Annotated in this window: 24 protein-coding genes and 3 pseudogenes; 13 read left to right on the top strand and 14 right to left on the bottom strand. The window is 71.3% G+C overall.

Annotated elements, in window-relative coordinates; all coding sequences use genetic code 11:
• Positions 1-6: 6 nt before the first annotated feature.
• The gene (locus ACZ4VT_RS27400; RefSeq protein WP_467953511.1) at positions 7-513 is read right to left on the bottom strand and encodes a DinB family protein; all 507 of its coding nucleotides are present in this window, start codon (positions 511-513) and stop codon (positions 7-9) included.
• A gap of 214 nt (positions 514-727) precedes the next feature.
• Between ACZ4VT_RS27400 and ACZ4VT_RS27395 the strand changes: the two genes are divergently transcribed.
• Entirely contained in the window at positions 728-1,747 is a 1,020-nt protein-coding gene (locus ACZ4VT_RS27395; RefSeq protein ID WP_467953509.1) for a hypothetical protein, read from the top strand.
• Between the two features lie 382 nt (positions 1,748-2,129).
• Here ACZ4VT_RS27395 and ACZ4VT_RS27390 read toward each other — a convergent pair.
• From ACZ4VT_RS27390 to ACZ4VT_RS27375, 4 genes and pseudogenes are all read right to left on the bottom strand, one after another.
• Positions 2,130-2,483: pseudogene (locus ACZ4VT_RS27390) on the bottom strand (IS982 family transposase); the annotation flags it as partial.
• Between the two features lie 54 nt (positions 2,484-2,537).
• Positions 2,538-2,774, bottom strand: coding sequence for a hypothetical protein (locus tag ACZ4VT_RS27385; protein WP_467953507.1), 237 nt, complete (start codon positions 2,772-2,774; stop codon positions 2,538-2,540).
• Positions 2,775-2,818: 44 nt separating this feature from the next.
• Positions 2,819-3,028, bottom strand: coding sequence for a hypothetical protein (locus tag ACZ4VT_RS27380; protein ID WP_362812813.1), 210 nt, complete (start codon positions 3,026-3,028; stop codon positions 2,819-2,821).
• 23 nt (positions 3,029-3,051) lie between these two features.
• A complete protein-coding gene (locus ACZ4VT_RS27375) occupies positions 3,052-3,192 on the bottom strand; it encodes a DUF6233 domain-containing protein (protein ID WP_467953506.1) in 141 nt (46 codons plus the stop codon).
• 145 nt (positions 3,193-3,337) lie between these two features.
• Here ACZ4VT_RS27375 and ACZ4VT_RS27370 point away from each other — a divergent pair, with 145 nt between their 5' ends.
• Together ACZ4VT_RS27370 and ACZ4VT_RS27365 are read left to right on the top strand one after the other, a co-directional pair.
• Positions 3,338-3,751 carry a hypothetical protein gene (locus ACZ4VT_RS27370; protein WP_467953504.1) on the top strand — a complete coding sequence of 138 codons (414 nt, stop codon included), beginning with the start codon at positions 3,338-3,340 and terminating at the stop codon, positions 3,749-3,751.
• A gap of 728 nt (positions 3,752-4,479) precedes the next feature.
• Complete coding sequence (locus tag ACZ4VT_RS27365) at positions 4,480-5,199, top strand: calcium-binding protein (RefSeq protein WP_467953502.1); 720 nt, start codon at positions 4,480-4,482, stop codon at positions 5,197-5,199.
• Between the two features lie 203 nt (positions 5,200-5,402).
• Here ACZ4VT_RS27365 and ACZ4VT_RS27360 read toward each other — a convergent pair whose 3' ends face one another.
• Positions 5,403-5,849, bottom strand: coding sequence for an anthrone oxygenase family protein (locus ACZ4VT_RS27360; protein WP_467953501.1), 447 nt, complete (start codon positions 5,847-5,849; stop codon positions 5,403-5,405).
• 91 nt (positions 5,850-5,940) lie between these two features.
• Here ACZ4VT_RS27360 and ACZ4VT_RS27355 point away from each other — a divergent pair, with 91 nt between their 5' ends.
• Entirely contained in the window at positions 5,941-6,519 is a 579-nt protein-coding gene (locus ACZ4VT_RS27355; protein WP_467953500.1) for a TetR/AcrR family transcriptional regulator, read from the top strand.
• Between the two features lie 917 nt (positions 6,520-7,436).
• Here ACZ4VT_RS27355 and ACZ4VT_RS27350 read toward each other — a convergent pair.
• Positions 7,437-7,778 carry a hypothetical protein gene (locus ACZ4VT_RS27350; RefSeq protein WP_467953498.1) on the bottom strand — a complete coding sequence of 114 codons (342 nt, stop codon included), beginning with the start codon at positions 7,776-7,778 and terminating at the stop codon, positions 7,437-7,439.
• A gap of 630 nt (positions 7,779-8,408) precedes the next feature.
• Between ACZ4VT_RS27350 and ACZ4VT_RS27345 the strand changes: the two genes are divergently transcribed.
• Positions 8,409-10,025 (top strand): MFS transporter, encoded by a 1,617-nt coding sequence (locus tag ACZ4VT_RS27345; protein WP_467953496.1) that lies wholly within the window; start codon positions 8,409-8,411, stop codon positions 10,023-10,025.
• Positions 10,026-10,193: 168 nt separating this feature from the next.
• Here the strand turns inward: ACZ4VT_RS27345 and ACZ4VT_RS27340 are convergent, their stop codons facing one another.
• Complete coding sequence (locus ACZ4VT_RS27340; protein ID WP_467953494.1) at positions 10,194-10,823, bottom strand: phage holin family protein; 630 nt, start codon at positions 10,821-10,823, stop codon at positions 10,194-10,196.
• Between the two features lie 540 nt (positions 10,824-11,363).
• Here ACZ4VT_RS27340 and ACZ4VT_RS27335 point away from each other — a divergent pair.
• The 3 genes from ACZ4VT_RS27335 to ACZ4VT_RS27325 are packed head-to-tail and all read left to right on the top strand — an operon-like array spanning position 11,364 to position 15,096.
• Positions 11,364-11,936 (top strand): (2Fe-2S)-binding protein, encoded by a 573-nt coding sequence (locus ACZ4VT_RS27335; protein ID WP_467953492.1) that lies wholly within the window; start codon positions 11,364-11,366, stop codon positions 11,934-11,936.
• A complete protein-coding gene (locus tag ACZ4VT_RS27330) occupies positions 11,933-12,940 on the top strand; it encodes an FAD binding domain-containing protein (protein ID WP_467953490.1) in 1,008 nt (335 codons plus the stop codon). The genes ACZ4VT_RS27335 and ACZ4VT_RS27330 overlap by 4 nt, the downstream gene beginning before the upstream one ends.
• 38 nt (positions 12,941-12,978) lie before the next feature.
• Complete coding sequence (locus ACZ4VT_RS27325) at positions 12,979-15,096, top strand: xanthine dehydrogenase family protein molybdopterin-binding subunit (RefSeq protein WP_467953489.1); 2,118 nt, start codon at positions 12,979-12,981, stop codon at positions 15,094-15,096.
• Between the two features lie 41 nt (positions 15,097-15,137).
• Here the strand turns inward: ACZ4VT_RS27325 and ACZ4VT_RS27320 are convergent.
• Positions 15,138-15,581 (bottom strand): annotated as a pseudogene (locus ACZ4VT_RS27320) (LysR substrate-binding domain-containing protein); the annotation flags it as partial.
• A 138-nt stretch (positions 15,582-15,719) separates the two neighbouring features.
• Complete coding sequence (locus ACZ4VT_RS27315; protein ID WP_467953487.1) at positions 15,720-16,649, bottom strand: helix-turn-helix transcriptional regulator; 930 nt, start codon at positions 16,647-16,649, stop codon at positions 15,720-15,722.
• Between the two features lie 56 nt (positions 16,650-16,705).
• On the opposite strand from ACZ4VT_RS27315, the gene ACZ4VT_RS27310 reads away from it, so the two are divergent.
• Together ACZ4VT_RS27310 and ACZ4VT_RS27305 are read left to right on the top strand one after the other, a co-directional pair.
• Complete coding sequence (locus ACZ4VT_RS27310; RefSeq protein ID WP_467953486.1) at positions 16,706-17,173, top strand: hypothetical protein; 468 nt, start codon at positions 16,706-16,708, stop codon at positions 17,171-17,173.
• Positions 17,170-17,724: an NIPSNAP family protein gene (locus ACZ4VT_RS27305; RefSeq protein ID WP_467953484.1), complete on the top strand. Its 555-nt coding sequence runs from the start codon at positions 17,170-17,172 to the stop codon at positions 17,722-17,724. The genes ACZ4VT_RS27310 and ACZ4VT_RS27305 overlap by 4 nt, the downstream gene beginning before the upstream one ends.
• 284 nt (positions 17,725-18,008) lie before the next feature.
• On the opposite strand, the gene ACZ4VT_RS27300 is transcribed toward ACZ4VT_RS27305, so the two are convergent.
• Positions 18,009-18,536, bottom strand: a complete 528-nt coding sequence (locus ACZ4VT_RS27300; RefSeq protein ID WP_467953483.1) for a winged helix-turn-helix transcriptional regulator — start codon at positions 18,534-18,536, stop codon at positions 18,009-18,011.
• 101 nt (positions 18,537-18,637) lie between these two features.
• Here ACZ4VT_RS27300 and ACZ4VT_RS27295 point away from each other — a divergent pair, with 101 nt between their 5' ends.
• The 3 genes from ACZ4VT_RS27295 (at position 18,638) to ACZ4VT_RS27285 (ending at position 20,898) form a co-directional block, all read left to right on the top strand.
• Positions 18,638-20,053 (top strand): MFS transporter, encoded by a 1,416-nt coding sequence (locus tag ACZ4VT_RS27295; protein WP_467953481.1) that lies wholly within the window; start codon positions 18,638-18,640, stop codon positions 20,051-20,053.
• Between the two features lie 132 nt (positions 20,054-20,185).
• Complete coding sequence (locus tag ACZ4VT_RS27290) at positions 20,186-20,677, top strand: DUF2975 domain-containing protein (protein WP_467953480.1); 492 nt, start codon at positions 20,186-20,188, stop codon at positions 20,675-20,677.
• The gene (locus ACZ4VT_RS27285) at positions 20,677-20,898 is read left to right on the top strand and encodes a helix-turn-helix domain-containing protein (protein WP_467953479.1); all 222 of its coding nucleotides are present in this window, start codon (positions 20,677-20,679) and stop codon (positions 20,896-20,898) included. The genes ACZ4VT_RS27290 and ACZ4VT_RS27285 overlap by 1 nt, the downstream gene beginning before the upstream one ends.
• Before the next feature lie 112 nt (positions 20,899-21,010).
• On the opposite strand, the gene ACZ4VT_RS27280 is transcribed toward ACZ4VT_RS27285, so the two are convergent.
• The 3 genes and pseudogenes from ACZ4VT_RS27280 to ACZ4VT_RS27270 all read right to left on the bottom strand — a co-directional run bounded on the left by ACZ4VT_RS27280 (position 21,011) and on the right by ACZ4VT_RS27270 (position 24,785).
• Entirely contained in the window at positions 21,011-21,199 is a 189-nt protein-coding gene (locus ACZ4VT_RS27280) for a hypothetical protein (RefSeq protein WP_467953477.1), read from the bottom strand.
• A 338-nt stretch (positions 21,200-21,537) separates the two neighbouring features.
• Positions 21,538-22,008: pseudogene (locus ACZ4VT_RS27275) on the bottom strand (WD40 repeat domain-containing protein); the annotation flags it as partial.
• Entirely contained in the window at positions 22,005-24,785 is a 2,781-nt protein-coding gene (locus ACZ4VT_RS27270; RefSeq protein WP_467953476.1) for an NACHT and WD repeat domain-containing protein, read from the bottom strand. The pseudogene ACZ4VT_RS27275 and the gene ACZ4VT_RS27270, both read right to left, overlap by 4 nt.
• Positions 24,786-24,910 lie beyond the last annotated feature (125 nt).

The raw sequence follows: 24,910 nt of genomic DNA, 5'->3' as shown, positions 1-24,910 counted from the left end.
CCGGATCTAGTCGCCGGTCGTGCCGTCGAGCAACTCGCGCAGGATGTCCAGGTGACCGTTGTGGCGGGCTGTCTCCTCGGTGAGGTGGAGGAGGATCCAGCGCAGGTCGACGTGCAGGCCTTCGCGGACGGCTCGCTTGGCCTGGTCGTCCAGGCCGCTCCCGGCGACCAGTTCGCGGTAGCGGGCGCTCTGTTCGGCGTATTCGTCGAGCAACTGCGGGAGCGGGAAGTCGACGGCGATGCGCATCTCGCGGTCGGGGTCCTCCTCGGTCCAGGGACCCCGGTCTTCCTCGCCGAGGAAGACCACCTGGAACCAGTAGTACTCGACCCAGCGGAGGTGGCTGACCACTCCGCTCATGGTCATCAGCGGTGAGCCCGGCAGGAGCGCCTTGCGGGCGTTCTCCGCAGACACGCCATCGCACTTGGCGCGGGCGGTGTCACGTGTGTAGTCGAGAAACGTGGTGAGCTGGGTACGCTCGTCCCACGCGGGCGGCGTGTCGTCGATTCTGGTCATCGCGCCAAGCGTTCCCGATCACCGCGCCCCATGTCGAGGCATTTGCCGACGGCCCCAACCTGCAGATCATCGCTTGCTTTCCCGCCCTCCGGACTCAGGACTCAGCACTCAGCCAGCCGGATCATCGGCTATCGGCTATCGGCTGCGTGCGCCGGGGGGAACCGTCCGACCTGCGTAATCGTCGGTTACGGATGTGATTGAAGAGACGCCCACGATGCCTGACGACCACCGCGAACTGATCTCCGACCTGTCCGGGATCGTCAGCGACTACCCCTATACAGATCCCGAATCGGCCCTCGCCGTCCTTGCCGACGACGCGGCGGAGGCGCTCGGCCTCGTCGCCACCTCGGAGGGCCGGCGGGAGCGGACCGGGTACACGATCCTCCTGCACGGCACCTGCTGGTACGTCTGCGCACGTATCTTCAGCAAGTCCTTGTTCGCGTCGTACACACGGGCCCTGAACGGGTTCCGTGCGCAGTTGGACCGGGCCTCCTGCACCTGCCCGGCCGGCGCCCACCCCGCGGACCTGGACTCGGAGTACCAGGTCGAGGCCGGGGTGAGCATGCTGACCGAGGCCGGCCGGGCCGCGTTCGCCGAGGACTACGGTCTCGAGGAGGAGGAGCTGGCGGCGTTCGACTGCGAGGGGTTTCTCGCGGGCCTCGCCGATGAGGCCCTGGACCGCTTGCACGAGGCACACCAGCAGCTCTTCGGCGGCATTGACGTCTCCCATCTGGACCCGCAGTTCGTCCGGGACGACGGCCGCCTCGACGTCGTCGCGATGCAGGAGGCGATCGGCCGTAGCTGGGAGGACAACACCGGCCCGGTCGCCCTGTGGTCCGCCCGCCGTTGGCTCGCCGGGCAGATGCGGGACGAGGAGCGGATCGGCCTGTTCCTGTGCCTGTGGATGGGCATAACTCAGACGTATGGGGGTCTGCCGCCCTCGTACGCGCGCGATCTGGCCGCCGCGCTCGCCACCATCGACCTGGACGTCTCCTGCGGGCATCCGCAGCACCCCTGGCCCACCGCCGATTCCACCGTGCGGTCCCGGTACCGCGCGGTGGTCCACCTGTACGCGCCGGACGACCACCCCGACACGCCCGTGCCCGCCGAGCTCTCGGCCCGCGAGCTGTGGGAGTGCCCGGTGCAGTACGCCCAATTGGCGCGGCAGGCGCTGGAAAACCTCCGGGCGTGGCGCACCATGCGCGGCGGCGACGACGAGGACTGGGAGGCCTGAGCGGTACGGGGCTTGAAACGGGCCCGCGAACCCTCCCGGTTCCGGGTCGCGGCCCCAACCGGCCCTCAACCGGCCCGCACCGGCGCCGCCGCACGGCCACCGTCCCCGCTTCAGCAGCCGGCGCCGCAGCTCCTGGCAGATTCACTCGGACCGCCGCGACGCCATCAGGAGAGATCTTCAGGGAACTGCATTCCGGGCCCGCCCCGCCCGCCATTTGCCTGTCGTGTGCGCGCAGCGGCGGGCGGCAGCGCGGCGCTGGATGTGCGCCGCTTGCGCACCACGCGCATGCCACACGGGAAGCTCTCGTCACGTCGGTGACCATCTTCAATCGAAGGCCGGGGCACCACTATGGACAGCGTGTGAGAGCCCCACGGGGCGTGCGAGTGGTGGCCACGATCCACACGTCGTCAGTCCACAGGGCGATGTCGGTGGCCAGCTCGCGCAGAACCGTCCTGACCAGGTCGGATGCCCGTCGCAGACGCTTGTTCCATCCTGGCTGCTGGGGCAGGTACGGGAACAGAGGCCGCAGGTGGGCGCGGGCATGACGCAGCCAGCGGGCCTCTGAGACGAAACCCAGGAGGGCCTGCATCACCGCAAGGGCGACCACTTCCGCGTCGCTGAGCTTGGGCGCCAAGCCCACCCGCGGCCGCCACGGAGCGAGATGCGGCGAAGCCTTCTAAAGGTCATCGACCCGCACGTACAGTGCAGTTGCGAGGGTGTCTATCTCGGTCGTCACAAACTGAGAGTGAGCACCCTCGCGTCCGTGCAGCCACCCCTTGGAATCAATCATCTAGCCCCCAGCCTCCTCCTCGTACACGTGCGGCTTGCCGCCTTGCCAGGCGATGGCCTCGGAGTTGCCCGGAACCAGCTCATCCGGATCGGGGTCGTCGAGCCGCCGCAGGAACTCGATCAGGTCCCCGTCCGAGTGCGCGATGCCGAGGACGGTGTCGACGCCGCGGATCCGGATCACGACCCGCCGTCCGCCCGACGCGGAGATCCGGTGCACGAGGATCGGCGCATGCTCCATGGCTCCAGCCTGCCGCCGACGCCCCGGCAGGGCATCCGGAACATTCACTCGCTCCACTCCTCCGGTCCCCCACCGAGCCAGCGGATCGGGGGCCATCCCTCCGCCGTCTCCAAGCCGGCCGCGCGGAGCAGCTCCTCCACACCGGGGAAGCTGTGTGCGACGCCCAGCGCCCGGTCTTCCGCGTGAACGTGCGCCACGACGGCCCGGCCGTCTCCAGCGAGCGGGTGGACGACGATGTACACACTGTCGGCCATACCTCCAGGGTGCGGCCATCCGGTCAATCCAGCACGCCAAGCACGACGCCCGGCCGGCAGCGCGTACACGCCTCGGCGCCCTCGGCGAGCACCCGGCGGAGGGTGTCCCGGTCCGCGGGCAGGCAGCTGGAGGGGGTGTCCCAGCAGTCCCCGTACGCCCGCACCGCACCCTCCGGTACGCGCCCCGGGGCCGGGGGCCACGGACCTGGCGTGGCTCGACCGCGCTGGCAGAGTTGCACATGGCGGCCGGCAGGGCGTGCGCGGCCGCCGCCGACACCACGCACTGGAGACTCAATGAACCGTCGCGTCTTGAGCGCCGCGCTGAACGTCCCACTTCCGCCCGAAGCGGCCTTCCGGCTCTTCACCGCCCGGGGTGAGCGCGACTGGGTGCCGGGCTGGGAACCCGTTTTCCCCGTCGAGACGCCGGACGACACCGCGCCGGGAACCGTCTGGCTCACCGCGTCGCACGACGAGGAGACGACATGGCTGGTCGCCTCCCGAGACTTCCCGTGGTCGGTCTCCTACGCCCGGATCACCGCGGGCGTCCGGGCGGGGACGGTCACCGTCACGCTGACAGCGACCGAGATCGGCAGCGAAGTAACGGTCATCTACGACATGACGCCCCTCACCCCGGCCGCGGCCAAGGCCCTCGACGAGTTCGCCGCCGGTTACCCGTCCTTCATCCGCTCCTGGGAAGAGCTCATCACCGCCCACCTGGCTTGAACACGGCCGTTCCAGTGCTTGTACCGGTCCCGTTTGTAGCCGGCCCGCTGCTCGTCGGCCACGGAGATCTGGTCGATCGAATGCCTTCGCAGTCGGCGGAGACCCGGTCCCACACACCGGCGCCGCCCCGCACCTTCGCAGCGCGCGCCCCACCCGACCTGGTCACGCTCCTGGAGCTGACCGCCCGCGGTCCGGCCCTCGCCCTCCCAGAAAGGCCGACGGAGCAGGACGGCCTTCCGAGTGGTTTCGGGCGCAGGTGCGGTGGCGCATACCCGAGCGGCCCGCTGGCGCTGTCAGAGTGCTGCCCTGCCGGACTGCGGGAGGAGCGGTGGCTCACGCACCCGCCTCCGCACGCCCGCCGCCGCCGTGTCCACGTGTCAGGCGGACGGTTGGCTCACGCTCCGGTGTCCCGGCTGGCCGGCCGACCGTGAATGCGAGGGTGCCACGTGATCAACCTGTCCGTCCGATATCCAGCCCGAATCACCGGCTCCCGTACACGCGGCGGGGCACCCGGCCCAGGGCGCAGGCGCAGGCGCAGGCGTGTCCTGGCCGCTGTGACCGGCGCGGTGTTCCTTGCCGCGCTGCTCGGCGCTCCGGGGACTCATGCCCGGGACTTCGGCAGTTCGGCCGACCATCCTGTCGGCAATGCGCCGCGGTCGGTGGCGACGGGTGACGTCGACGGGAACAGCAATCCGGCGCTCGCCGTTGCGCATTCGGTGGAGGACAGCATGTCGCCAGCAGGCACGGCCCCGGCTACCGCCGTACTGGTCTCATCGGTCAACCCGTCCGTCGTCGGCCAGACGGTGACCTTCACCGCGACGGTGACCGGCGACCAGGGCACCCCGACCGGCACGGTCCTCTTCAAGGACGGAGACACCAACCTGGGCCCCGACGCCCTCGACGCCACCGGCACGGCGTCGCTGCCCATCGGCGACTTGGCCGTCGGCACCCACCACATCACCGCCGTCTACGGCGGGAACACCACGTACGCGCCCTCCACCAGCAACACCGTCGACCAGGTCGTGAACCCGCTGACCTGTGACAACGCCGTCCCCACGGTCATCGGCACCCATCGTGCGGACAATCTCGCCGGCACCGCCGGCAACGACGTGATCTTCGCGCTGCGCGGCAACGACAACGTCAACGGCGCCGGCGGCGACGACCTCATCTGCGGCGGACAGGGCAACGACGTCCTGGCCGGCGGCCCCGGGAACGACCGCGTCGAGGGCGGCGCCGGCAACGACACGATCACGGGCAACAACGGCGACGACACCATCTTCGGCGGCACCGGCAGGGACAGCCTCAACGGCGACGCCGACAACGACTCCCTGTTCGGCGAAGCAGGCAACGACCGCCTCGACGGCGGCACCGGTACCAACACCAACCACGGCGGTCCGGGCAGGAACACTTGCAGCAACCCCGCCACCGGACCCGGCTGCTCGCCCTGACCCGCCCCGACAGCCCGAGGGTGTTCTCCACGACCTGGAGGCCCAGGGGTTGGACAGGAACTCACGGATGCCGGGGCCAGTGAGGCCGGTCAGTGCGATGGTGCGAGGCGGGCCGCGCACCTTGCCGGATGTCGGCATTTCGGTGGCCGGCTGCCGCCTGGGAGTGGGGCCGCGCGCGACCAGCGCGGTGTCGGCCCGCGGGTTCAGGCGAGGGCGGTGGCCAGCAGCGCGAAAGCGGCGATGATGACGGCGACGCGGACGTAGTGGTAGCGGTCCCAGCGGTTCGACTGTTCTTTCCAGTCGGCGGGCCGGTTCTCGGGGGTCCACGTCTTGCTCTGGTTGTTGATCGGGACGAGCAGCAGGAGCGACATGATCACACTCAGGATCAGCAGCGCGCCGGCGGTGACGACGAGGCCGGCGCCGGGGCGGTGCCATCCGGCGATGGCCCAGACGGCGGTGAGGACGAGCGAGCCGATGTACCAGACCGGCATCACGGCGCCGAGCATCCGGCCCCCGTGGGCGCGGCCGAGTTGGCCACTGTCCTCGGGGAGGGCGTTGAGGATCGGGTTGATGACGAAGGCGACGGAGAACTCCACCCCCACCATCACGCCGACGACCACGGTGGTGAACACCTCGAGTGCGTTGAGCATGATGACCCCTCCAAGAATCTAGCGTTGCTAGCTGATGGGGTCACGCTAGCTCTACTGCTGCTCGCTTGTCTAGCGATGCTAGGATCGAATCATGTCGGTACAGGAACGCAAGCAGCGCGAACGGGCGGAACGCGAGCGCCTCATCGTGGCGATGGCCCGCGAACTCGCCGAGCAGCAGGGTTGGGAGGCGGTCACCACCCGCCGGCTCGCCGAGCGCATCGAATACAGTCAGCCGGTCCTCTACAGCCATTTCCGCGGCAAGCGCGAGATCATCGGCGCGGTCGCCCTGGAGGGCGCCACCGAGATGGCCGCGGCGCTGCGTGCCACGGCCTCCGCCGCGGACGGCCCCCGCACCCGGGTCACCGCTCTCGCCCGCGCCTACCTGCACTTCGCAGAGCGCAACCCGGCGGTCTACGACGCCATGTTCCAGCTCGACGGCGGCCTGGCGTTCGCGAGCGAGGACACCCCGGAGCCGCTGAAGGATGCCTTCGCCGCCCTGCTGGAGACTCTCGGCGAGGTCGCCGGGGAAGGCGTCCACCCCGGACTGTTCACCGAGGTGTTCTGGGCGGCCCTCCACGGCCTGGCGACCCTGACCCGAGCGGGCCGCCTGCTGTCCGAGGACGCCGAGCCGAGGGTGGAACTACTGGTGGACCGGCTCGCCATGGCCTGACACACCGTCCCGGCGAGCACCCGCGCCGTATACCGCGGTGCTCGTTGACGGACATGGAGACGCAGCAGCTACCGCACGAGCTCGTCCTCGACGAGCAGCCGCTCGCGGCCGCGAGCGGAAACGGCCGGCGGGACACGTCCAGGCGCCGCCCCCCAGCCTCGCCGCGGCCCTGAAGGGGTGAACGAACTCCAGACCGACCATGGTCCGGGAGCCTGATGACCATGCTGGGCGCCTGCTCAGTCAGAGCGCCACCGCCACCACCAGCACCAGCACCACCAGCCCGCCGACCACGAACACCGACACCGGGCACCAGATGCTCACCGGTGGGGACATCTGTTCAGCCGTGTCGTCGTGCCCGGAAGGAAAGCAGGCGACAGGTGGAGGGGCCACATACGACAACACGTCAGACGGACAGCCCTACATCTCCTCGAGCGGCCCGTTCCCGCAAGACCCGGACGACGGCACCGCCTGGCGAGTCCAGGTAGTCAACCCTGAACCCGGCGGCATGGCCTGGTGGATCACCGTCACCTGCGTCAACGCCTGACGCAGCCCGGCCACCCAGTGGGGCGCCACCGCCTGGAACCGGGAGGCCACCGCCCCCACTCCGCTGCGTTTCCCAGGCCACTACGCCGACCCCGAAACCGGCTCGAACTACAAGTCTTCCGCCACTGCGACCCCGAGGCCGGCCGCTACGTCAGCCCCCGATCCCCTCGGCCTGGCACCTTGCATACAGGCCCTGGGAGACAGGGCCAGTAAGATTTCGTCTACTCAGCGAACCCCGTGGCTTGGCTGACGCGATCCATCATGTGGCCGTCCGAATGTGCGCAATGCAGGCGCTCAGAGCGGGACTGGAGGATTGTGGACGTTCGCGTATTTTCCCAGGTACCCGTCTGGCGGGGTGGCGGTGACTCGTCTCGTCAGAGGTCTACGCGATGCTCGGCAGCCGGTGGGTCATCGCCGGAGCCGTAGCGCAAGACGACGTGCGCCGGCCGGAACGGCAGGTCGTTCAGGATGGGTGCCATCACCGCGAAGAGTGCATCGGCGTCCGGTCCGTAGGCGTAGAGGACCACTTCGCCACCTCCGTATTCGTTTCCGTCGAACTCGCCGGCCTCGGCTTGCTCGATCGCCTCGGTCAACAGGGTCTGGGCCTGGCGGACGGCCTCCCGTTGGCTGGGTTCGCCAAGGCCGTCATCGGCCAGTCGGTATCGGACGATGACGGCGTGCTCAACGTCGTTTTCTGCTTCGTCTGTGTCGGCCATGCGGGAAACAATCTCATCCCGGACCGACATCCTCGCCAGCCTGACCCTCCGGGACGCGGTCCTAAGGGTTGTTGCAGAAGGTCGGTCCTGGGCAGGGGTGTTTGTCTGTCCTGCTGTTTCACCGTGCCATGGCGAGGTTGTGCATGGTGGCGAACGCCCACGGGCAATCCATTGATCAGTCTGTCCATCCAGAATGTGCCCACCGACGTCGTCGTGGTGGCGGTGTTCCTGGTGATCAGCAGATGTGGGCTGGTGCTGTTCGGCCATCGGTGCTGACGGTAGGCGAGGTACCCGCTGATCGCCTCGGCGGTGTGGTCGTCCAGGGGACGGTTCAAGCCCTCGGGGTCGGGTCGCCATCCCGGCCGCCTGCCTCCAGGCGCGACAGCGCGCCCTCACCGACAGGCCGTCGCAATCCAGACCGTGATCGTTTCCGGTGCATCAGGCCGCGCACCCGAGCGAGTTGCCTCGCGAAGCCCTTCGGCGGTGAGGTGGAAGGCTGCATCGAAGTGGTCCGGGTAGGCGAGCGGCCAGATGCCGCCCGGCATGGTCCCCACTTCGGGCTCGCCCCGTCTGGCCGACCGCGCGGCGGGTCGGCTCTCCGGACTCCCGGGCGGCTGGGATCATGCGTCCATGTCATCCCGGGCAGGCACGGCCGAGACTTCGGCGAAGGCGCGACTGGTTCTGTTGACCCTGGCATCCGGTCAGTTCCTGATGGCGCTCGACAGTTCCGTCATGAACGTGTCCATCGCGACGGTGGCCGAGGACGTGGGTACGACCGTGTCGGGAATCCAGGGTGCGATCACCGCCTACACCCTGGTGATGGCGATGTTCATGATCCCGGGCGGCAAGGTCGGGGCGCTGATCGGCCGCAAACGCGCGTTCCTGATCGGCTGCTGCATCTACGGGGTCGGCTCCTTCATCACGGCGCTGGCGCCGAACCTTCCCGTGCTGCTGCTGGGCTGGTCGTTCCTGGAGGGGATCGGGGCGGCGCTCATCCTGCCGGCGATCGTGGCGCTCGTCGCCGGCAACTTCGCTGTCGAGCGCCGCCCTGCCGCCTACGGACTCGTCGTGGCGGCGGGGGCGATCGCGATCGCGGTCGGGCCGCTCATCGGCGGTATCGCGACGACGTATTTCTCCTGGCGGTGGGTGTTCGCCGGCGAGGTCCTGGTGGTCCTCGGCATCCTCGTGCTCGCGCGCCGCATCGCGGACGCCCCGCCCGGCGAACGCCGGAGCATCGACTACACCGGCGCCGTCCTGTCCGCCGTCGGGCTCGGCGTGTTCGTCTACGGCGTGCTCCGGTCCGACGAGTGGGGCTGGTTCCAGCCGAAACCCGACGCCCCCTCGTGGCTCGGGATCTCCCTGACGATCTGGCTGATGCTGGCGGGCCTGCTGATGATCTGGCTCTTCCTGCGCTGGGAGGTCAGGGTCGTGCAGCGGGGCGGAGATCCCCTCGTCGATCCCGGCATGCTGCAGAACAAGCAGCTCACCGGCGGCCTGACGATGTTCTTCTTCCAGTACCTCGTCCAGATGGGCGTGTTCTTCATCATCCCGCTCTACCTGTCCGTCGCCCTGGGCCTGTCGGCACTGGAGACCGGCGCCCGCCTCCTGCCGCTCTCGGTCAGCCTGCTGGCGGCCGCGACCCTGATCCCGCGTTACCTCCCGGACGTCTCACCGCGGCGAGTGGTGCGGCTCGGGATCCTCGCCCTGCTCGCGGGCGTGGTGGTCCTGATGGCCGCGCTCGACGCGGACGCCGGCGCGGCGGTCGTCACCGTCCCGCTCCTGCTGATCGGGCTCGGCATGGGAGCGCTCGCGTCCCAACTCGGCTCGGTCACCGTGTCCGCGGTGCCGCAGGAGCAGAGCGCGGAAGTCGGCGGCGTACAGAACGCCGTCACCAACCTCGGCGCCTCGATCGGCACGGCACTCGCCGGATCGATCATGATCGCCGCGCTCGCGACCTCCTTCCTGGCCGGCATCGAGCAGAACCCGGCGGTCCCGGACAGCGTCACGAGCCAGGCGACCGTCAAGCTCCAAAGCGGCGCACCGTTCCTGTCCGACGCCCAGCTCGAGACCGCCCTCGACGAGGCCGGCGTGAGCGCGGAGGTGTCCCAGGCGGCACTGGACGCGAACGCCGCGGCCAGGCTCGACGGCCTGCGCGCGGCACTCGCCATCCTGGCCTTCGCAGCTGTCCTCGCCCTGTTCTTCACTCAGCGGATCCCGTCGACCCAGCCGCGCTCGACGGCGTCGTAGCCCCGGCCCGCGTTCGGCCGCCGCCCCGCCCCGCCCGACCGGGCCGCACATACGCCGATGCTCCTTACGGGCCACCAGGGCTGTCCGGCGGCTCTTCGGCTCAGTCACGGCAGATGCAGGTCGTGCTCCACGGGGTGGGACCAGCCCCTCCGGGACGCAAGGCGACATTCACCGCGGGCCGGCACCGGCGCTCGGACTGGCGTGCGCGGGGTGGCCACCACCGGAGCCGTAGCCTTCGGCGAGCAGCCGCTTGCGATGGCCTCTGCGGCGGAAGGCGGTGACGAGGACGAGGACAACGCAGATGCTGATGCCGAGCATCGGGAGAAGGATGGCCAGCATCAGCCAGCCGGCGAACGCGACAAGGCCCCCGGAGTCCCCGATGGCGTACCGGGAGAGTGCTTGGGACGAACAGGTGACCCGGTAGTCACCCGCGCGCGGCACGTCGATGGTGTGGAGCGGCATCCAGGTCTCGTCACGGGTGAGGAACACGTCGACGCCCGGATCGGTGAGACCTGGGTCGCCCGGCCCGGTGATGTCGCACTCCGGGCCGGGCGACCGGCCCGGGTACTTGACCCAGATGGTCTTCTCGCTCCCCGGCTCGAGCCGAAGGGTGACGGTGTCGCCGTTCGCGAACTGATTGTCGGTGTCCACCGAGTCGATCGCGTGGGCGAACCGGTACACACCGATGGCCGCACCCACCACGATCAGCACTACGGCGATCGCGGCCGCTGTGACATACCAGTGACGGCCGGGCCGGAGTTCGTTCGCCGGTATCTGCGGCGATGGGAAGGGCTGCATCGACACACCCTAGATCGTCCTGTCCGGCCGGCGAGCCGCTGGGTCCTGCCCGGCGGATCATGTGCCTGGTTCAGGGTCGGCTCGTTGGCATGGTCATGGGGCGGGGAGACCTGACGAACGAGGAGTGGGCCCGGCTGAAGCCTCGCCTGCCGACAACGGGTCAGCGTGGCGGACGATCCGTCTCTGGCTTCGCTCGTGATCCGCCGGACACCCCCTGAGACCGCGGGAGTCAGTGGACCTCGTCGCTTCGTACATTCCCCCGGGCCGTCCGTCCCATCCACGCACCCGCACCCGCACCCGCACCCGCACCCGCACCCGACAGATCACAGGTCAGTGCCTGGTGGGCGTAGCTCTGGCGGCGCCATGAGGGCATGGCCGACCGGGCGCTTGCGGTCGCGGCCCTGTCGACCGAGTGCCGGATCGGTCCGCCGCCCGGGGCCACCGCCGGCCACCCGCTTGACCCACACGGGAGGTGTGAGATCCGCCCCGGGCGGTTATCCGAGGGGAGGTATATCGAGATTCTTGGACAAAGGGGCAACAGTGGAGCATCCAGTGCAGGAGACCCGCTCCCGCGTCGGGCTGCGTGTGAACGGCCGGCGCTACGAGCTCGACGTGGACCACCGGGTCACCCTCCTGGACCTGCTGCGGGAGCACCTCGGCCTGACCGGCGCCAAGAAGGGCTGTGACCACGGCCAGTGCGGAGCCTGCACCGTCCTGGTCGACGGCCGGCGCGCCAATGGCTGCCTGCTGCTCGCCGTCGCCCACGACGGCACCCGGATCACCACCGTGGAGGGACTGGGCGCCGGCGACGGAACAGGCGGCCTGCACCCGTTGCAGGAGGCCTTCATGGAACGGGACGCCTTCCAGTGCGGCTACTGCACGCCCGGCCAGCTCTGCTCCGCCGCCGGCCTGCTCGCCGAGGCGGCCGCCGACCCCACGGCCGCGGACCTCAGCCGCTCCGGGATCGCCGAGGCCATGAGCGGCAACCTGTGCCGCTGTGGCGCGTACCCCCGCATCGTGGACGCCGTACGGGACGTGGCCGCGCTCTCGCCGGCCGCTGCCCCGGACACAGCCCCGGCCCCGGCCCCCGGTGACGGGCGGGTGGTCGCGTGAAGCCGTTCGCGTACGTGCGCGCCACCGGCCTCCCCGAGGCCATCGCCGCCCACGGCGCGCGGCCCGGCTCCCGCTACCTCGGCGGCGGCACCAACCTCGTGGACCTCATGAAACTCGGGGTCGAAACCCCCGACACCCTCGTCGACCTCGCCGGTCTGCCACTCGGCGCCGTCGAGGAGACCACTGACGGCGGCCTGCGCATCGGCTCCGCGGTGCGGGGCAGCGACCTCGCGCTCCATCCCCTCGTCCGCTCCCGCTATCCCGCCCTGTCCCAGGCGCTCCTGGCCGGTGCCTCAGCCCAGCTGCGCAATGTCGCCACCACCGGCGGCAATCTGCTCCAGCGCACCCGCTGCCCCTACTTCCAGGACGTGGCCAAACCCTGCAACAAGCGGGAGCCGGGCACCGGGTGCGGCGCCCGCGACGGAGTCCACCGGGATCACGCCGTCCTCGGCCACTCCCCCAAGTGCATCGCCACCCACCCGTCCGACATGGCCGTGGCACTCGTCGCGCTCGACGCGGCCGTCGAACTCGAGGGCCCCGACGGCGCCCGTGCGGTGCCCGCGACCGCTTTCCACCGGCTGCCGGGCGACCAACCCGAACGGGACACCGTCATCGAGCACGGCGAGATCGTCACGGCGGTCACGCTCCCGCCGGACCGCGCCGGCCTCCCGTCGCGCTACCGCAAGGCCCGCGACCGTGCCTCGTACGCCTTCGCGCTCGCCTCCGTCGCCGCCGTGCTCGACATCTCCGGGGGACGCGTCCGCCATGTCGCGCTCGCCTTCGGCGGGCTCGCCCACCGCCCCTGGCGCGCCACCATCGCCGAGGAACGGCTGCTGGGCGCCGCCCCCACCGAGAGCGCCGTACGGGAGGCCGTCGAGGCCGAGCTCGACTCGGCGGAGCCGCTGCGCGACAACGCCTTCAAGGTCCCGCTCGCCCGCAACCTTGCCTGCGACGTGCTCACCTCCCTCGCCGGAAGTCCGCTCTCCCGCGGCTCCCGCTCCTGAGACGCCCCTCCGCCCGCCCCCGATCGCGAGGACCCGCCATGGACTCCAGCCCCGCCGCCCCGGCGCCCTCCCTCGGCAGCCCCGCCACCCGCCTGGAAGGCCGCGAGAAGGTCACAGGAAAGGCCCGCTACGCGGCCGAGTACGCCCTGCCGGACCGGGCGTACGCATGGCCGGTGCCCGCCACCGTGGCCCGCGGACGCGTCGCCGCCGTCGACACGGCCGGCGCGCTCGCGCTGCCCGGCGTCCTCGCCGTCCTCACGCCCTACGACGCGCCCCGGCTGGGCCCCTCCGACGACCCCACCCTCCGCGTGCTCCAGGACCCCGAAGTGCCCCACCGCGGCTGGTATGTGGCCTTGGCCGTCGCCGAGACCCCGGAGGCCGCCCGGGCCGCGGCCGCGGCCGTCCACGTCCGCTACGACGCCGAGCCCCACGACTCCGTGCTGCACACCGGCCACCCGGACGCCTACACCCCCGAACAGGTCAACGGCGGCTATCCGGCCCACCGCGAGAAGGGCGACGCGGCCGCCGCGTTCGCCGCCGCGCCGGTGCGCGTCAACTGCGCGTACGCCGTAGCGCCGCTGCACAACCATCCCATGGAGCCGCACGCCGCCACCGCCCACTGGGACGGCGACGCCGGTGCCGGTGCCGGCACCCTCACCGTGTACGACTCCAGCCAGGGATCCGGACTCGTACACTCCACACTGGCCGCCCTCTTCGAGCTGCCCGCGGACCGCGTCACGGTGGTCTCCGAGCACGTCGGCGGTGCCTTCGGCTGCAAGGGCACCCCGCGCCCCCACGTCGTCCTCGCCGTGATGGCCGCACGGCACACCGGCCGCCCCGTCACCATCGCCCTGCCCCGGCGCCACCTCGCGGCCGTCGTGGGCCACCGCGCGCCCACTCTGCACCGCGTGCGCCTGGGCGCCCGTACGGACGGCACGCTCACCGCCCTCGCCCACGAGGTCACCACCCACACCTCCCGCGTCCGGGAGTTCGTCGAACAGGCCGCCGTCCCGTCCCGTGTCATGTACGCCGCGCCCGCCCTCCTCACCACGCACCGCGTCGTGCCCCTCGACGTGCCCACGCCCTCCTGGATGCGGGCGCCCGGCGAGTGCCCCGGCATGTACGCCCTGGAGTCGGCCATGGACGAGCTGGCCTGCGCCCTCGGCATCGACCCGGTCGAACTGCGCGTCCGCAACGAACCCGCCGCGGAACCCGACAGCGGCCACCCGTTCAGCAGCCGCCATCTCGTGGAATGCCTGCGTGAGGGGGCCGCCCGGTTCGACTGGGCCGCGCGCCGCACGCCGCGCCAGGACGGGCCGCTGCTGACCGGCACCGGGGTCGCCGCCGCCACCTACCCGGTGTACGTCGCGCCCTCCTCGGCGCGGGCGCACGCCTTCCCCGACGGTACGTACCTCGTGCAGACCAACGCCACCGACCTCGGCACCGGCGCCCGCACCGTCCTGGCGCAGATCGCCGCCGACGCGCTGCGGGTCGCCCTGGACCGGGTGACGGTGGAGATCGGGCACTCCGCACTGCCGCAGGGCTCGGTGGCCGGCGGCTCGGCCGGTACGGCCTCCTGGGGCTGGGCGGTCCACGACGCCTGCACGAGCCTGGTCGCCCTGCTCGCCCGCCGCTCCGGCCCGATCCCGGAGGCCGGAGTGTCCGTCCCTGCCGATACGACGGCCTCCGCCAAGCAGAAGTCCCCGTACGCCAGGCACGCGTTCGGCGCCCACTTCGCGGAGGTGCGGGCCGACACCGTCACGGGCGAGGTCCGGGTCCGCAGGCTCCTGGGCGTCTTCGCCGCGGGCCGCATCCTGAACCCGCTCACCGCCCGCTCCCAGTTCGTCGGCGGCATGGTCATGGGTCTGGGCATGGCCCTCACCGAACACAGCACCGTGGACCCCGCTTTCGGCGACTTCACCGAGAACGACCTCGCCTCCTACCACGTCCCTGCCCACGCCGACGTGCCCGACATCGAGGTGCACTGGCTGGACGAGCACGACAAGCACCTCAACCCGATGGGCGGCAAGGGCATCGGCGAGATCGGCATCGTCGGCACGGCGGCGGCCATCGGCAACGCCTTCCACCACGCGACCGGCCGCCGGATCCGCGAACTCCCCCTCACCCCGGACCGCGTCCTGGCAGCCCTTGGCTGAGGAGCACCGGGCACCCGCGGAACCGGCCACCGAGGGCGAGCTCAGTGACGGTAGGCGGCTGCCGCGATCTCGATGAAGGACCGGATCAACGGGTTGGTGTCACCTTGGTTGCACACCGCCACCACTCGGCTCGGCACCATGTCGATCAGCGGCACCACGGCCAACTCCGCGGGCAGGTCGTGTCCGAGGGGCGCCAGGCCGACCGTGCCGTTCCACAGTACGGCGTGCAGGCATTCCTGGACGGCGCGCACCACTGGGCCCTCGCGCGGCGTGCCACCGTTCCAGTACGACTGCCAGAGCGGGTCGGTGCCCCGCGGGAACTGGAACCAGCGGCGGTCGCTCAGCTCGGCCAGCCGCAGCCGGTCGCAGCCGGCCAGCGGCTCGTCCGCGCGCAGGACCACGCCGACCGCATCGGTTCGCAGCGCACGCACCGTCAGGGCGGTCTCGTCGAACGGCGCCCGGGTCAGGGCGACGTCGACCAGTCCGGGATCGCACTCAACGCCGGGCTCATCACCACGGCGGCTGCGACCATCTGGCCGGCCACCGGGCTGTGATGGAGCGCAGCCCTCGACTGGTGGACGCACCTGCGGCGACAGCCGCCACACGCTGCCCTCTGACCGGGGTCAGCCCTCGTAGCGGGTCGCCAGGGTCCGTGCGGTCCGGGCGATGCGGTCGCGCAGTTCGGCCGGTGCCATGACCTCGATGTCGGTGCCCAGGCGCAGGAACTCTCCGTGGGCGTGGTCGATCGACTCGATCGGCACCCGTGCCTCCGTCCATCCATCACTCGTGGGTGTCACGCCGAGGCGGCCCGCGCCCCCCGGGGTCAGCCGTACCAGGGCCTCCCCCGTGTGCAGCCGCGCTCGGAAGTCGGCCAGATGACTGTTCCAGTGCCCGGCCAGGTCGAACCCGTCAGGGATGACGAACTGCTCCTCCAGCGGCCGGAGTCCGAGGACCTGCTCGATCCGGTAGGTGCGGATCCCGGACGGCCCGCCCGCGACCACGTACCAGCGGCCTGCCTTGAGCACGAGCCCGTACGGCTCCACCCGCCGCTCGATCTCCTCCGGAGCCCGCCAGCGCCGGTACCTCAGTACCACGGCCCGCCGTGCCCACACCGCGGCGGCGACCGAGGCCAGGTGAGGCGTGCGGTCGGCATCGCCGTACCAGCCGGGGGCGTCGAGCAGGAAGCGTTCCTGGATCTGCCCGGCGTGCTCTCGCAGCTCGGCCGGAAGGGCGGCCCGCAGCTTGAGCTGGGCGGTGGCGAGCGCCTCGCCGAGGCCGAGCTCGGCGGCGGCGCCGGGGAGCGCGGCGAGGAACGCGGCCTGCGCCTCGTCCGCGGTCAGTCCGGTGAGCCGGGTCCGGTAGCCGTCGACCAGCCGGTAGCCGCCCGCATGTCCGGCCGCGCCGTACAGCGGGATGCCGGCGGCGCTGAGCGCCTCGACGTCCCGGTAGACCGTACGGACGGAGACCTCCAGTTCCGCGGCCAGCTGCCGGGCTGTCATCCGGCCCCGGTTCTGGAGCAGGAGAAGCAGGGTGACCAGTCGGCTCGCGCGCATGCCGCTCAGTATCCACTGACAGCGGATGTCAGTGGAGTGCCCCTAGCCTGCGGCGCATGAACGACTTCGGCTTCCTGCACGGCTCCTGGGACGTGGCCAACCGCCGTCTCACCGCACCGCTCGGCTCAGGCCCCGCCACCTGGGTGGAATTCCCCGGTCACGCGGTGGTCCGCCCGCTGTTCGGGGGTGCCGGCAACATCGACGAGATCACCTTCCCCACGCTCGGCCGCGAGGGCGTGACCCTGCGACTGTTCGACCGCGAGACGGGGCGCTGGTCCATCCACTGGTCCGACAGCCGGACGGGCCGCCTGGATCCGCCGGTCGTCGGCGGCTTCACCGGCGACCGCGGGGACTTCCACGGCGAGGACACCTACGACGGCCGCCCGATCGGGGTGCACTTCACCTGGTACCGCCTCGGCCCGGACACCGCCCGCTGGGAGCAGGAGTTCTCCGCCGACGGCGGCCGCACCTGGGAACTCAACTGGACCATGGACCTCACACGCAGCGGATGCGCCGGCGCATGAGCATCGTCGAACTCCGCCAGTACACACTGCACCCCGGAGCCCGGGAGACGCTGATCGAGCTGTTCGAGCGCGAGTTCGTGACCGGTCAGCAGGCGGTCGGCATCACCGTCGGCGGCCGGTTCCGCGACCTGGACGACCCGGACCGCTTCGTCTGGCTGCGCGCGTTCCCCGACATGACGCGCCGCCGGCGCGCGCTGGAGGCCTTCTACACGGGGCCGGTCTGGCGGGAGCACCGCGACGCCGCCAACGCCACGATGATCGACAGCGACGACGTCCTGCTGCTGCGCGGCCCGGGCTTCACACCGGCGCCGGGCACCCGTGAGGTGGTCGCGACCGTCTGCCGTCCGACCGACGCGGCCGCCTTCGACTCGTACGCCGCCCGCCACCTGGGCCCGGGGCACGCGCTGCACCGCACCGAGCACGCCGGGAACGACTACCCTCTCCTGCCCGTCCGCACCGGGGAGGACGTCCGGGTCTGGTTCGGCCCGCCGGAGTCACCACCACCCTGGCCGACCCGGCGGCTGCGGCTCGAACCCGTGACGCGCGCATAGATCTACTCCAAGATCAACAAGGGCAGCACTCACACAGCGCTCACGCGTTCGGGCAGCGGCTCCAACCAGGTCAACCTGCCCGCTCTCCCCAGGCACGGCTGATGGACGCCCTGGCCGCCGGGGCCGCCGGCCCTCGCGGGAGGTGCCGGCTCTCAGGCGTGCGACCCTTCGGCTCCGGGGCGGGCGTGGGCTCCACGTCGGTGCAGCCGCAGCCGGCCGCGAGGCCGGCGGCCGATCGCGCTCCGGCTCGTCCGCCGCCGGACCACTCCCGATCGCCGCCGTCCTCAGGAGCCTTCGGTCGGCCCGGCCCGATCCCATCCAGGCGCCCGCACGTCGATCGTGAGACCCCCCGAACCGGCCTCTTCGCCGCAGGTCCGGCACGTCGACTTCACATCGAGGTCGTGCTCGGCGTCGTGCTCGGAGCCGGGCCGGCCGCGATGCCGGAAGGCGACTGGCGGAGCGTCCACCGCCCATCGATCACCCCAGGTCAGCAGCGCGTGCATCACCGGCGCGAGATCGCGGCCGGCCTCCGTGAGGTGGTATGCGAAGCGCAAGGGGCGCTCGCTGTACGGGCGGCGCTCCACCACGCCCGCCTCTTCCAGCGCGCGCAGTCTGGCGGCGAGGCGGTCGCGGGGGGCGCCGGTGTTGCGGACGATCTGGTCAAAGCGCTGATTGCCGTAGAAGATCTCGCGGATCGCCAGGAGGGCCCAGCGTTCGCCGACGAGTGCAAGCGCGGCGGCGGCAGAGCACGGCCGGCCAGGCACTTCGGGGTGCGGAACCGAGTTCTCGCCCTGCTTCGCGTTCGAGGTCACGTCCCCATCCTCTCGCGAGTCCGTTGTGTTTTCAAACTCGCATCGGCTAGCCTCCGTCCATGATAGTTGGATTTTCAAACCCACCAAGGGCGTACCGGGCCGTGTTCGCGACGGTCACGGCCGCGGTCTTCATGTCGAACCTCGACCTCTTCATCGTCAACGCGGCCCTCCCGGCGATCGGCCACTCGTTCGGCGGCAGCGGCCTGGGCTCCCTCTCCTGGGTCCTCAACGGCTACGCGATCGTCTTCGCCGCGCTCCTCGTAGTCGCCGGCCGCGTCGCCGACCGTTCCGGCCACAAGCCGGTCTTCCTGACCGGCTTGGCGGTGTTCACCCTCGCCTCGCTCGGCTGCGCACTCGCTCCCGGCGTCGGGACCCTGGTCGCGGCACGGCTCGTACAGGCCGCCGGCGCTGCGCTGCTGATGCCGACGTCGCTCGCGCTGCTGCTCGACACGACGGCGCCCGAGAAGCGCGCCGGGGCCGTGCGGGCCTGGGCGTCGATCGGCGGGATCGCCGCCGGACTCGGGCCGGTGGTCGGCGGGCTGCTGGTCGAGGCGGGATGGCACTGGGTGTTCATGGTCAACGTGCCAGTGGGGATCGCGGCGTTCGCGCTCGGTGCGAAGGTGCTGCCGTCCCCCGGACGCGCCGGCGCGGAGAAGAGTCCGCTGCCCGACCTGTTCGGCGCCACCCTTCTCACCGGATCGATCGCCACCCTCGCGCTCGGCCTGATCAAAGCTCCTGACTGGGGTTGGGCGAGCGCCCGCACTCTCGGCGGCCTGGCTGCCGCGGTGCTGCTCGGCGTCTGGTTCGTCCTGCGCTCGGCCCGCCACCCCGTGCCGATCGTCGAGCTGCCGCTGCTCCGCGTCCCGGCGTTCGCATCCGCCGCGGCCGCCCTGACGCTGTTCACCATCGCGTTCGCCGGAATGCTGCTCGGCGCGGTGCTGTGGTGCCAGGGCGTGTGGGATTACTCGGCTCTGCGCACCGGCTTCGCCATCGCGCCGGGCCCCTTGCTGGTTCCGCCGGTCGCGTTGCGGATCGGGCCCGCCGTCGCCAGATTCGGTGCAGGCCGCATCGCGCTGGCTGGATCCGTCCTGTTCGCGGCCGGCATCCTGTGGTGGGCCGCGACCCTCGACACCGGCTCGGCCTACGCGGCCTCGCTCCTGCCCGGCATGATGCTGACCGGCCTCGGCGTCGGCATGACGCTCCCGGTCCTGACCGGGGTGTCGGCGGCCGCCCTGCCTCCGGCCCGCTTCGCCACCGGCTCGGCCATCACGTCGATGGGCCGCCAGATCGGCGCGGTCCTCGGCGTCGCGATCCTGGTCGGCGTCCTCGGCACCGAGGCCCCCGGACACGCTGTCACCGCGTTCCGGCATGGCTGGTACGCGATCGCCGCGGCGGCCCTGCTCGCCGCGTGCGCGACGCTCCCGCTCGTCCGCAACCCGCGACCGGCTGCCGGCGAGACGGCGGACGTCGCAGAGGCCGCGGAGGTCGCGAAGGCCGCGAAGGCCGGCGCCGCCTGAGAAGCGAGTCCCGTCCGTCGACGGAGGCGGGACGCTGATCGTCAGTACCCCGCCTCCTCTCTGCGCCCCGACCCTTGCTTCATCTATCGAAAGTCGATAGATTTCCACCGTAACTCGATGGAATGAGGGGCCGTGGGGAAACTGACTGTGCGTGCGCTGCGCGCCGTGCTCGTGGTGGTGCTCGCCGGCACCGTGTTCGTACAGGCGGGGATGGTGTGGGTGCTGGTCAGCGGGAACGACCCGGAGGACGGGTCGCTCCCGTTGACCCCGCTGCGCGTGATCGTGATCCTGGGCATGGTGTCGGTCCAGGTCGCCCTGGTCTGCGTATGGCGGCTGGTGACGATGGTGCGACGCGGAACCGTGTTCTCCCACGCCGCCTTCCGTTATGTGGACGGCGTGATCGGCGCGATCGTGGCGGCTGCTCTCCTGTGGTTCGCGGTCACGGCCGTCAATGCGCCGGGCCAGCGGGAGGATCCGGGCGTCACCGTCATCATGGGCGGGATCGGCCTGGCCATCCTCGGCGTCGCGCTCATCGTCCTGGTGCTGCGGATGCTGCTCACCCAGGCTGTCGCGCGCGACGTCGAAGCGTCGCAGATGCAGGCCGAGTTGGACGAGGTCATCTGATGCCGATCGCCGTCGACATCGACGTGATGCTCGCCAGGCGGAAGATGTCCGTCGGCGAGCTCGCGGACCGTGTGGGGATCACTCCCGCCAACCTGGCCGTACTCAAGAACGGCCGCGCCAAAGCGGTGCGCTTCGGGACCCTCGCCGCGCTCTGCGAAGTACTCGAGTGCCAGCCGGGCGACCTGCTGCGCTGGGAGGCCGAGGACGCTGCCGGCGGATGACACGCCCCGAGCCGGGCGGGAAGACGCCGGGCACCACCGGGCCGGCGCCCGGCTCGGAGATCGTCTGAAGCGCAGGCCCCTCAGCTGACGTCCGTCCGTTTGCTGAGGGCTGTCATGTCGCGGGGCAGGGTGGGTTGAAGTCGACCGCCGTGAAGTACTGGGCCCATTGGGCTCTGGTGATCCGGGGGTACGCGCTGTCGCAGATGCGGGCGGCGACCCTGTCCAGACCGGTGTCCCGCAGCCGGATCGTGAAGTCGTTGCCGCCGGTGGCCAGGGTGTGGCCGTCCGGGCTGAACGCCACGGCCGGTACGGGTTCGAGTGACCGGTGAGGATGGCGGGAGCGGCCGTACCGCTCACGTCCCACAGCAGGGCCTTGCTGTCCCCGGCGCCGGCTGCCAGTCTGCGGCCGTCCGCGTCAAAGATCACGGTGTAGAGCCAGGAGCCGGACGCCGGTAGCTGCCTCACCTTCGCCGGGTGGCTGATGTCGCTGACGTCAATCAGCCAGACCGTCTTGTCCGTACGGTGGAAGGCGGCCAGTCTGCGGTTGTCGGGGCTGAATACGCCGCCCGTCAGCGGGTCGGACCGGAACGGGGACGGCCGTTCCCGCGGGTTGCGCGGTTCGCTGATGTCCCAGAACCTGAGCGAACCGGACTCGCCGGTGCTCGTCACCAGCGTGCGGCCGTCCGGCCGGAAAGAGGCCATCGTGACGTGCGGCCCGTCCTCGGCGATCCGGCTCAGTGGCCGGGGGTCGCCGCGATCGGTCAGGTCCCACAGTCCGGCCGTATCTTGTGCCCAGACGGCCAGCAGGTGGCCGTCCGGGCCGAAGCCGACGCCGGCGACTTCGCCACCGCCGGGGGCGATCACCGATCTCAGCCGCGGTGTGCGTGGATCCGTCACGTCCCACACGCGGACGGTGCCGTCCTCGCCGGCGGTGACGAGGGTGCGCCCGTCCGGGCTGAACGCCACGCACCGGACGAACTTGCTGTGACCGTGCAGGACCGACAGCGGCCACAGGGCCCGGCCGCCGGTGACCTGCCACAGCCGTGCGGTGCCGTCCCAGCTGGCGCTGGCGAGCAGGTGTCCGCCGGGGCCGAAGGCCAGGGACGTCACCACGTCGTCATGGGTCGCGAGCGACAGATCCCGCAGGTCAAGGAGCCGGTCGGCGTTGGCGAGCACGCGGCCGTCCGGCTGAACGCGGCTTGGTAGAACCCACCCTGGATCGTACTGGTCCGCTTCGGGTCGGCCGGGGCGGTGACATCCCAGAACAGAGTGGACCCGCCTACCGAGACGAGCGTGCTGCCATCCGGGCTGAACGCCACCGACCAGACGATCGCCGGATGACCACGCAGGACGGCCGGCGGCTGACCACTGCTGCCGGCGATGTCCCAGAGCCGTGCGGTGCGATCCCAGCTCCCGGTAGCCACCTTCCGGCCGTCAGGGCTGAAAGCCGCCGAGGTCACGGTGTCGGTGTGTCCCCGCAGGACGTCGAGGAGGAGCGGATGCGCGGGGTCGTCGACATCCCACAGTCTGGTGGTGGTGTCGCCGGTGGTCGCCAGCGTGTGGCTGTCCGGGCTGAACGCCACCGAGGTGTTGGTGCCGGAGTGGCCGGGCAGGGTGGCCAGCAGTCGCGGGTGGCGGGGATCGTTCACGTTCCAGAGTCGCGCGGCGCCGTCGGTGTGACCGGTGGCGATGAGGCCGCCGCTTGGTCGGTACGCCACCCAGCTCGGCGCGGACTGCTGGTCGGGCAGGGTGCTCAGCTCGGCGGGCGCCCGCCGGTCCGTCACGTCCCAGAGCCGCACCGACCGTTCGCTCGCCGTGGCCAGGACACGGCCGCTCTCATCGAAGGCCACCGACATGAGCCGCTCCGGCTGACTCACGACGGCCAGCTGCACGGGGCGGTGGGCGTCCTCGATGTCCCAGAGCCGGACCGTGCGGTCCCAGCTCGCCGTGGCCAGGTCCATGCCCTTCGGGGCGAAGGAGATCGCAACCACGTCGGAGGTGTGCCCGGTGAACCGACTCGTGTACGGCGTCGCGAACGTGCTCATGAGCTGGTCGCGGACGTCGCCGGTGGCTGCCAGCCGGTACGCGGCCAGGTTCAGCTGTGCGGCGAGCGAGGGGGTGTGCTGGCGTACCTCGGCCGCGTCGGCGGCGGCCTTCCGCGCGATGGCGACGTTGCGCTGATGGATGGCGGAGTCACGCGAATCGACGGCCAGCCCGCCCGCGGTCGCCGCGATGACCATCAGCACGGTGAGCAGCGTGACGAGTTGCCGCAGGCGGACCGTCCGCCGGCGGACCGCGGCCATCTCGCCGGCTTGCGCTTCCCGGCTCGCGTCAAGGAAGCGCCGTTCCCTGGAGGTGAGCCGGCTGCCGTCCGCGGCGGCCAGGTCCAGCGCCGCGGCCAGGCGGGCACCCCGGTACAAGGTGTGCGGGTCGCGGTCCTGCGCCTCCCAGCCGGCGGTCGCGTCCGTGAGCCCACGGTGCAGGAGCAGCCGGTCCCGGTCTTCGGTCAGCCAGCCGCGTAGCCTCGGCCAGCACCGGATGATCGCCTCGTGGGTGATCTCGACCGATTCCTCGTCCAGCGTCACGAGCCGTTGCCGGGCGAGGGATTCGAGCACGTGGGCGGTGTCGGGGCTCGGGTCCAGCTCGTCCCTGCTGATCCGGCGCCTGGTGTCCTCGGTGCCGTCGCCCAGAGCGGTCAGCCGGAGGAACAGGGAACGGGCGAGGTCTTGCTGTGCCGGCGACAGATTCCCGTAGGCGGCCTCCGCGGTGTGTGCGAGCGCGTGCTGGATTCCGCCGGCCGCCAGATACCCCTCCAGGGTCAGGCGGCTGCCGCTGCGCCGACGCCAGGTCTCGACCATCGCGTGCGAGACCAGGGGCAACGCACCCGGCTGGCCTGTCGCGTCCGCGACCACCGCTGCCAGCAGCGGGCCGGTCACCGTGCAGTCGGCGAGCACGGCCGGCCGGGTGATGGCCTCGCGCAGCTCCTGGCTGCTCATCGGCCCGACCGCGATCTGCGCGTCGCGGATCGCCTCGACCAGCCGGGAGTCCTGGACACAGTGGCCGTAGAAATCGGCACGCACGCCGACCACCACCCGGGTCCGGCTGGTCTCCGCCGTGGCTGCCGCGATCAACATGGCGATGAACGCGTCTCGTTCGTCCCGGTCCCCGCAGAGGGTGAAGACCTCCTCGAACTGGTCGACGACGATCAGCATGTCGACGTCCGGTGTGCGGTCGATCACGGCCTGCCGGATGCGCAGGTGCAGCGCCAGCGGATCGTCCAGCAGCTCGCTCACCAGCGCGCCGGGGGCTTCTCCCGTCGCCGCGGCCAGGTGGATCGCGCACTCCTCCACGGGATGCGGGCCCGGCATGAACAGCATCACCGGCCAACCCGATGCCCGGGCGCGGGCGATCAGCCCCGCCCGCAGCAACGAGGACTTCCCCGATCCGGACGGCCCGAAGACTGCCAGGAACCGGTGGTCGTGCACCTTGGCTAGGAGCTCGTCGGTCAGCCGCTCGCGCCCGAAAAAGCGGTCGGCGTCCTCCGGCTGGAACGCCGACAGCCCCGCGTACGGCGCGCCCTGCCGGCTGGTTTCCCCGGCCTCATCGTGGTGTGCGCTCGCGGCGATCTCGGCGGCGACCGCATGCCATCGGGCCTCCCATGCGTGGTGGTCGCCCTGACACGCCTCCACATAGGCGAGCGTGACGGCGAGGCTCGGAAACGTGTGCCCGCCCGCAGCGTCGGACAGTGTCGTGGACGAATAGTGCGCCCTTTTCGCCAGTGCCCGATAGGGCGGCCGTCCCGCCGCCTCGCGCAGCTTCCGAAGGTCGGCCGCGAACAGTGTCAGCGGACCGGAGTCCGGGTCGAGCGGGCGTTCGGGGCGTGGCATTGCCTTCCTTTCCGCGGCTTTCCGCGGCTCTTTACCTCTGCGCGTTTCTGCGTCTTTGCGTCTTTGCGCAGCCGTGATGGGTGGTGTTTGTCCAGCTGTTGATGTCCGGAATCCTCGTTCCGGCG

It is taken from the genome of Streptomyces sp. NPDC029164, from assembly GCF_055563995.1.
This window is presented reverse-complemented; position numbering and strand designations above follow the sequence as displayed.

Bases quoted from the DNA above. Each gene is read 5' to 3' on its own strand.
- ACZ4VT_RS27400 (WP_467953511.1), bottom strand. From the start codon at position 513: ATGACCAGAATCGACGACACGCCGCCCGCGTGGGACGAGCGTACCCAG.
- ACZ4VT_RS27395 (WP_467953509.1), top strand. From the start codon at position 728: ATGCCTGACGACCACCGCGAACTGATCTCCGACCTGTCCGGGATCGTC.
- ACZ4VT_RS27385 (WP_467953507.1), bottom strand. From the start codon at position 2,774: ATGGAGCATGCGCCGATCCTCGTGCACCGGATCTCCGCGTCGGGCGGA.
- ACZ4VT_RS27380 (WP_362812813.1), bottom strand. From the start codon at position 3,028: ATGGCCGACAGTGTGTACATCGTCGTCCACCCGCTCGCTGGAGACGGC.
- ACZ4VT_RS27365 (WP_467953502.1), top strand. From the start codon at position 4,480: ATGTCGCCAGCAGGCACGGCCCCGGCTACCGCCGTACTGGTCTCATCG.
- ACZ4VT_RS27360 (WP_467953501.1), bottom strand. From the start codon at position 5,849: ATGCTCAACGCACTCGAGGTGTTCACCACCGTGGTCGTCGGCGTGATG.
- ACZ4VT_RS27355 (WP_467953500.1), top strand. From the start codon at position 5,941: ATGTCGGTACAGGAACGCAAGCAGCGCGAACGGGCGGAACGCGAGCGC.
- ACZ4VT_RS27350 (WP_467953498.1), bottom strand. From the start codon at position 7,778: ATGGCCGACACAGACGAAGCAGAAAACGACGTTGAGCACGCCGTCATC.
- ACZ4VT_RS27345 (WP_467953496.1), top strand. From the start codon at position 8,409: ATGTCATCCCGGGCAGGCACGGCCGAGACTTCGGCGAAGGCGCGACTG.
- ACZ4VT_RS27340 (WP_467953494.1), bottom strand. From the start codon at position 10,823: ATGCAGCCCTTCCCATCGCCGCAGATACCGGCGAACGAACTCCGGCCC.
- ACZ4VT_RS27325 (WP_467953489.1), top strand. From the start codon at position 12,979: ATGGACTCCAGCCCCGCCGCCCCGGCGCCCTCCCTCGGCAGCCCCGCC.
- ACZ4VT_RS27315 (WP_467953487.1), bottom strand. From the start codon at position 16,649: ATGCGCGCGAGCCGACTGGTCACCCTGCTTCTCCTGCTCCAGAACCGG.
- ACZ4VT_RS27310 (WP_467953486.1), top strand. From the start codon at position 16,706: ATGAACGACTTCGGCTTCCTGCACGGCTCCTGGGACGTGGCCAACCGC.
- ACZ4VT_RS27305 (WP_467953484.1), top strand. From the start codon at position 17,170: ATGAGCATCGTCGAACTCCGCCAGTACACACTGCACCCCGGAGCCCGG.
- ACZ4VT_RS27285 (WP_467953479.1), top strand. From the start codon at position 20,677: ATGCCGATCGCCGTCGACATCGACGTGATGCTCGCCAGGCGGAAGATG.
- ACZ4VT_RS27270 (WP_467953476.1), bottom strand. From the start codon at position 24,785: ATGCCACGCCCCGAACGCCCGCTCGACCCGGACTCCGGTCCGCTGACA.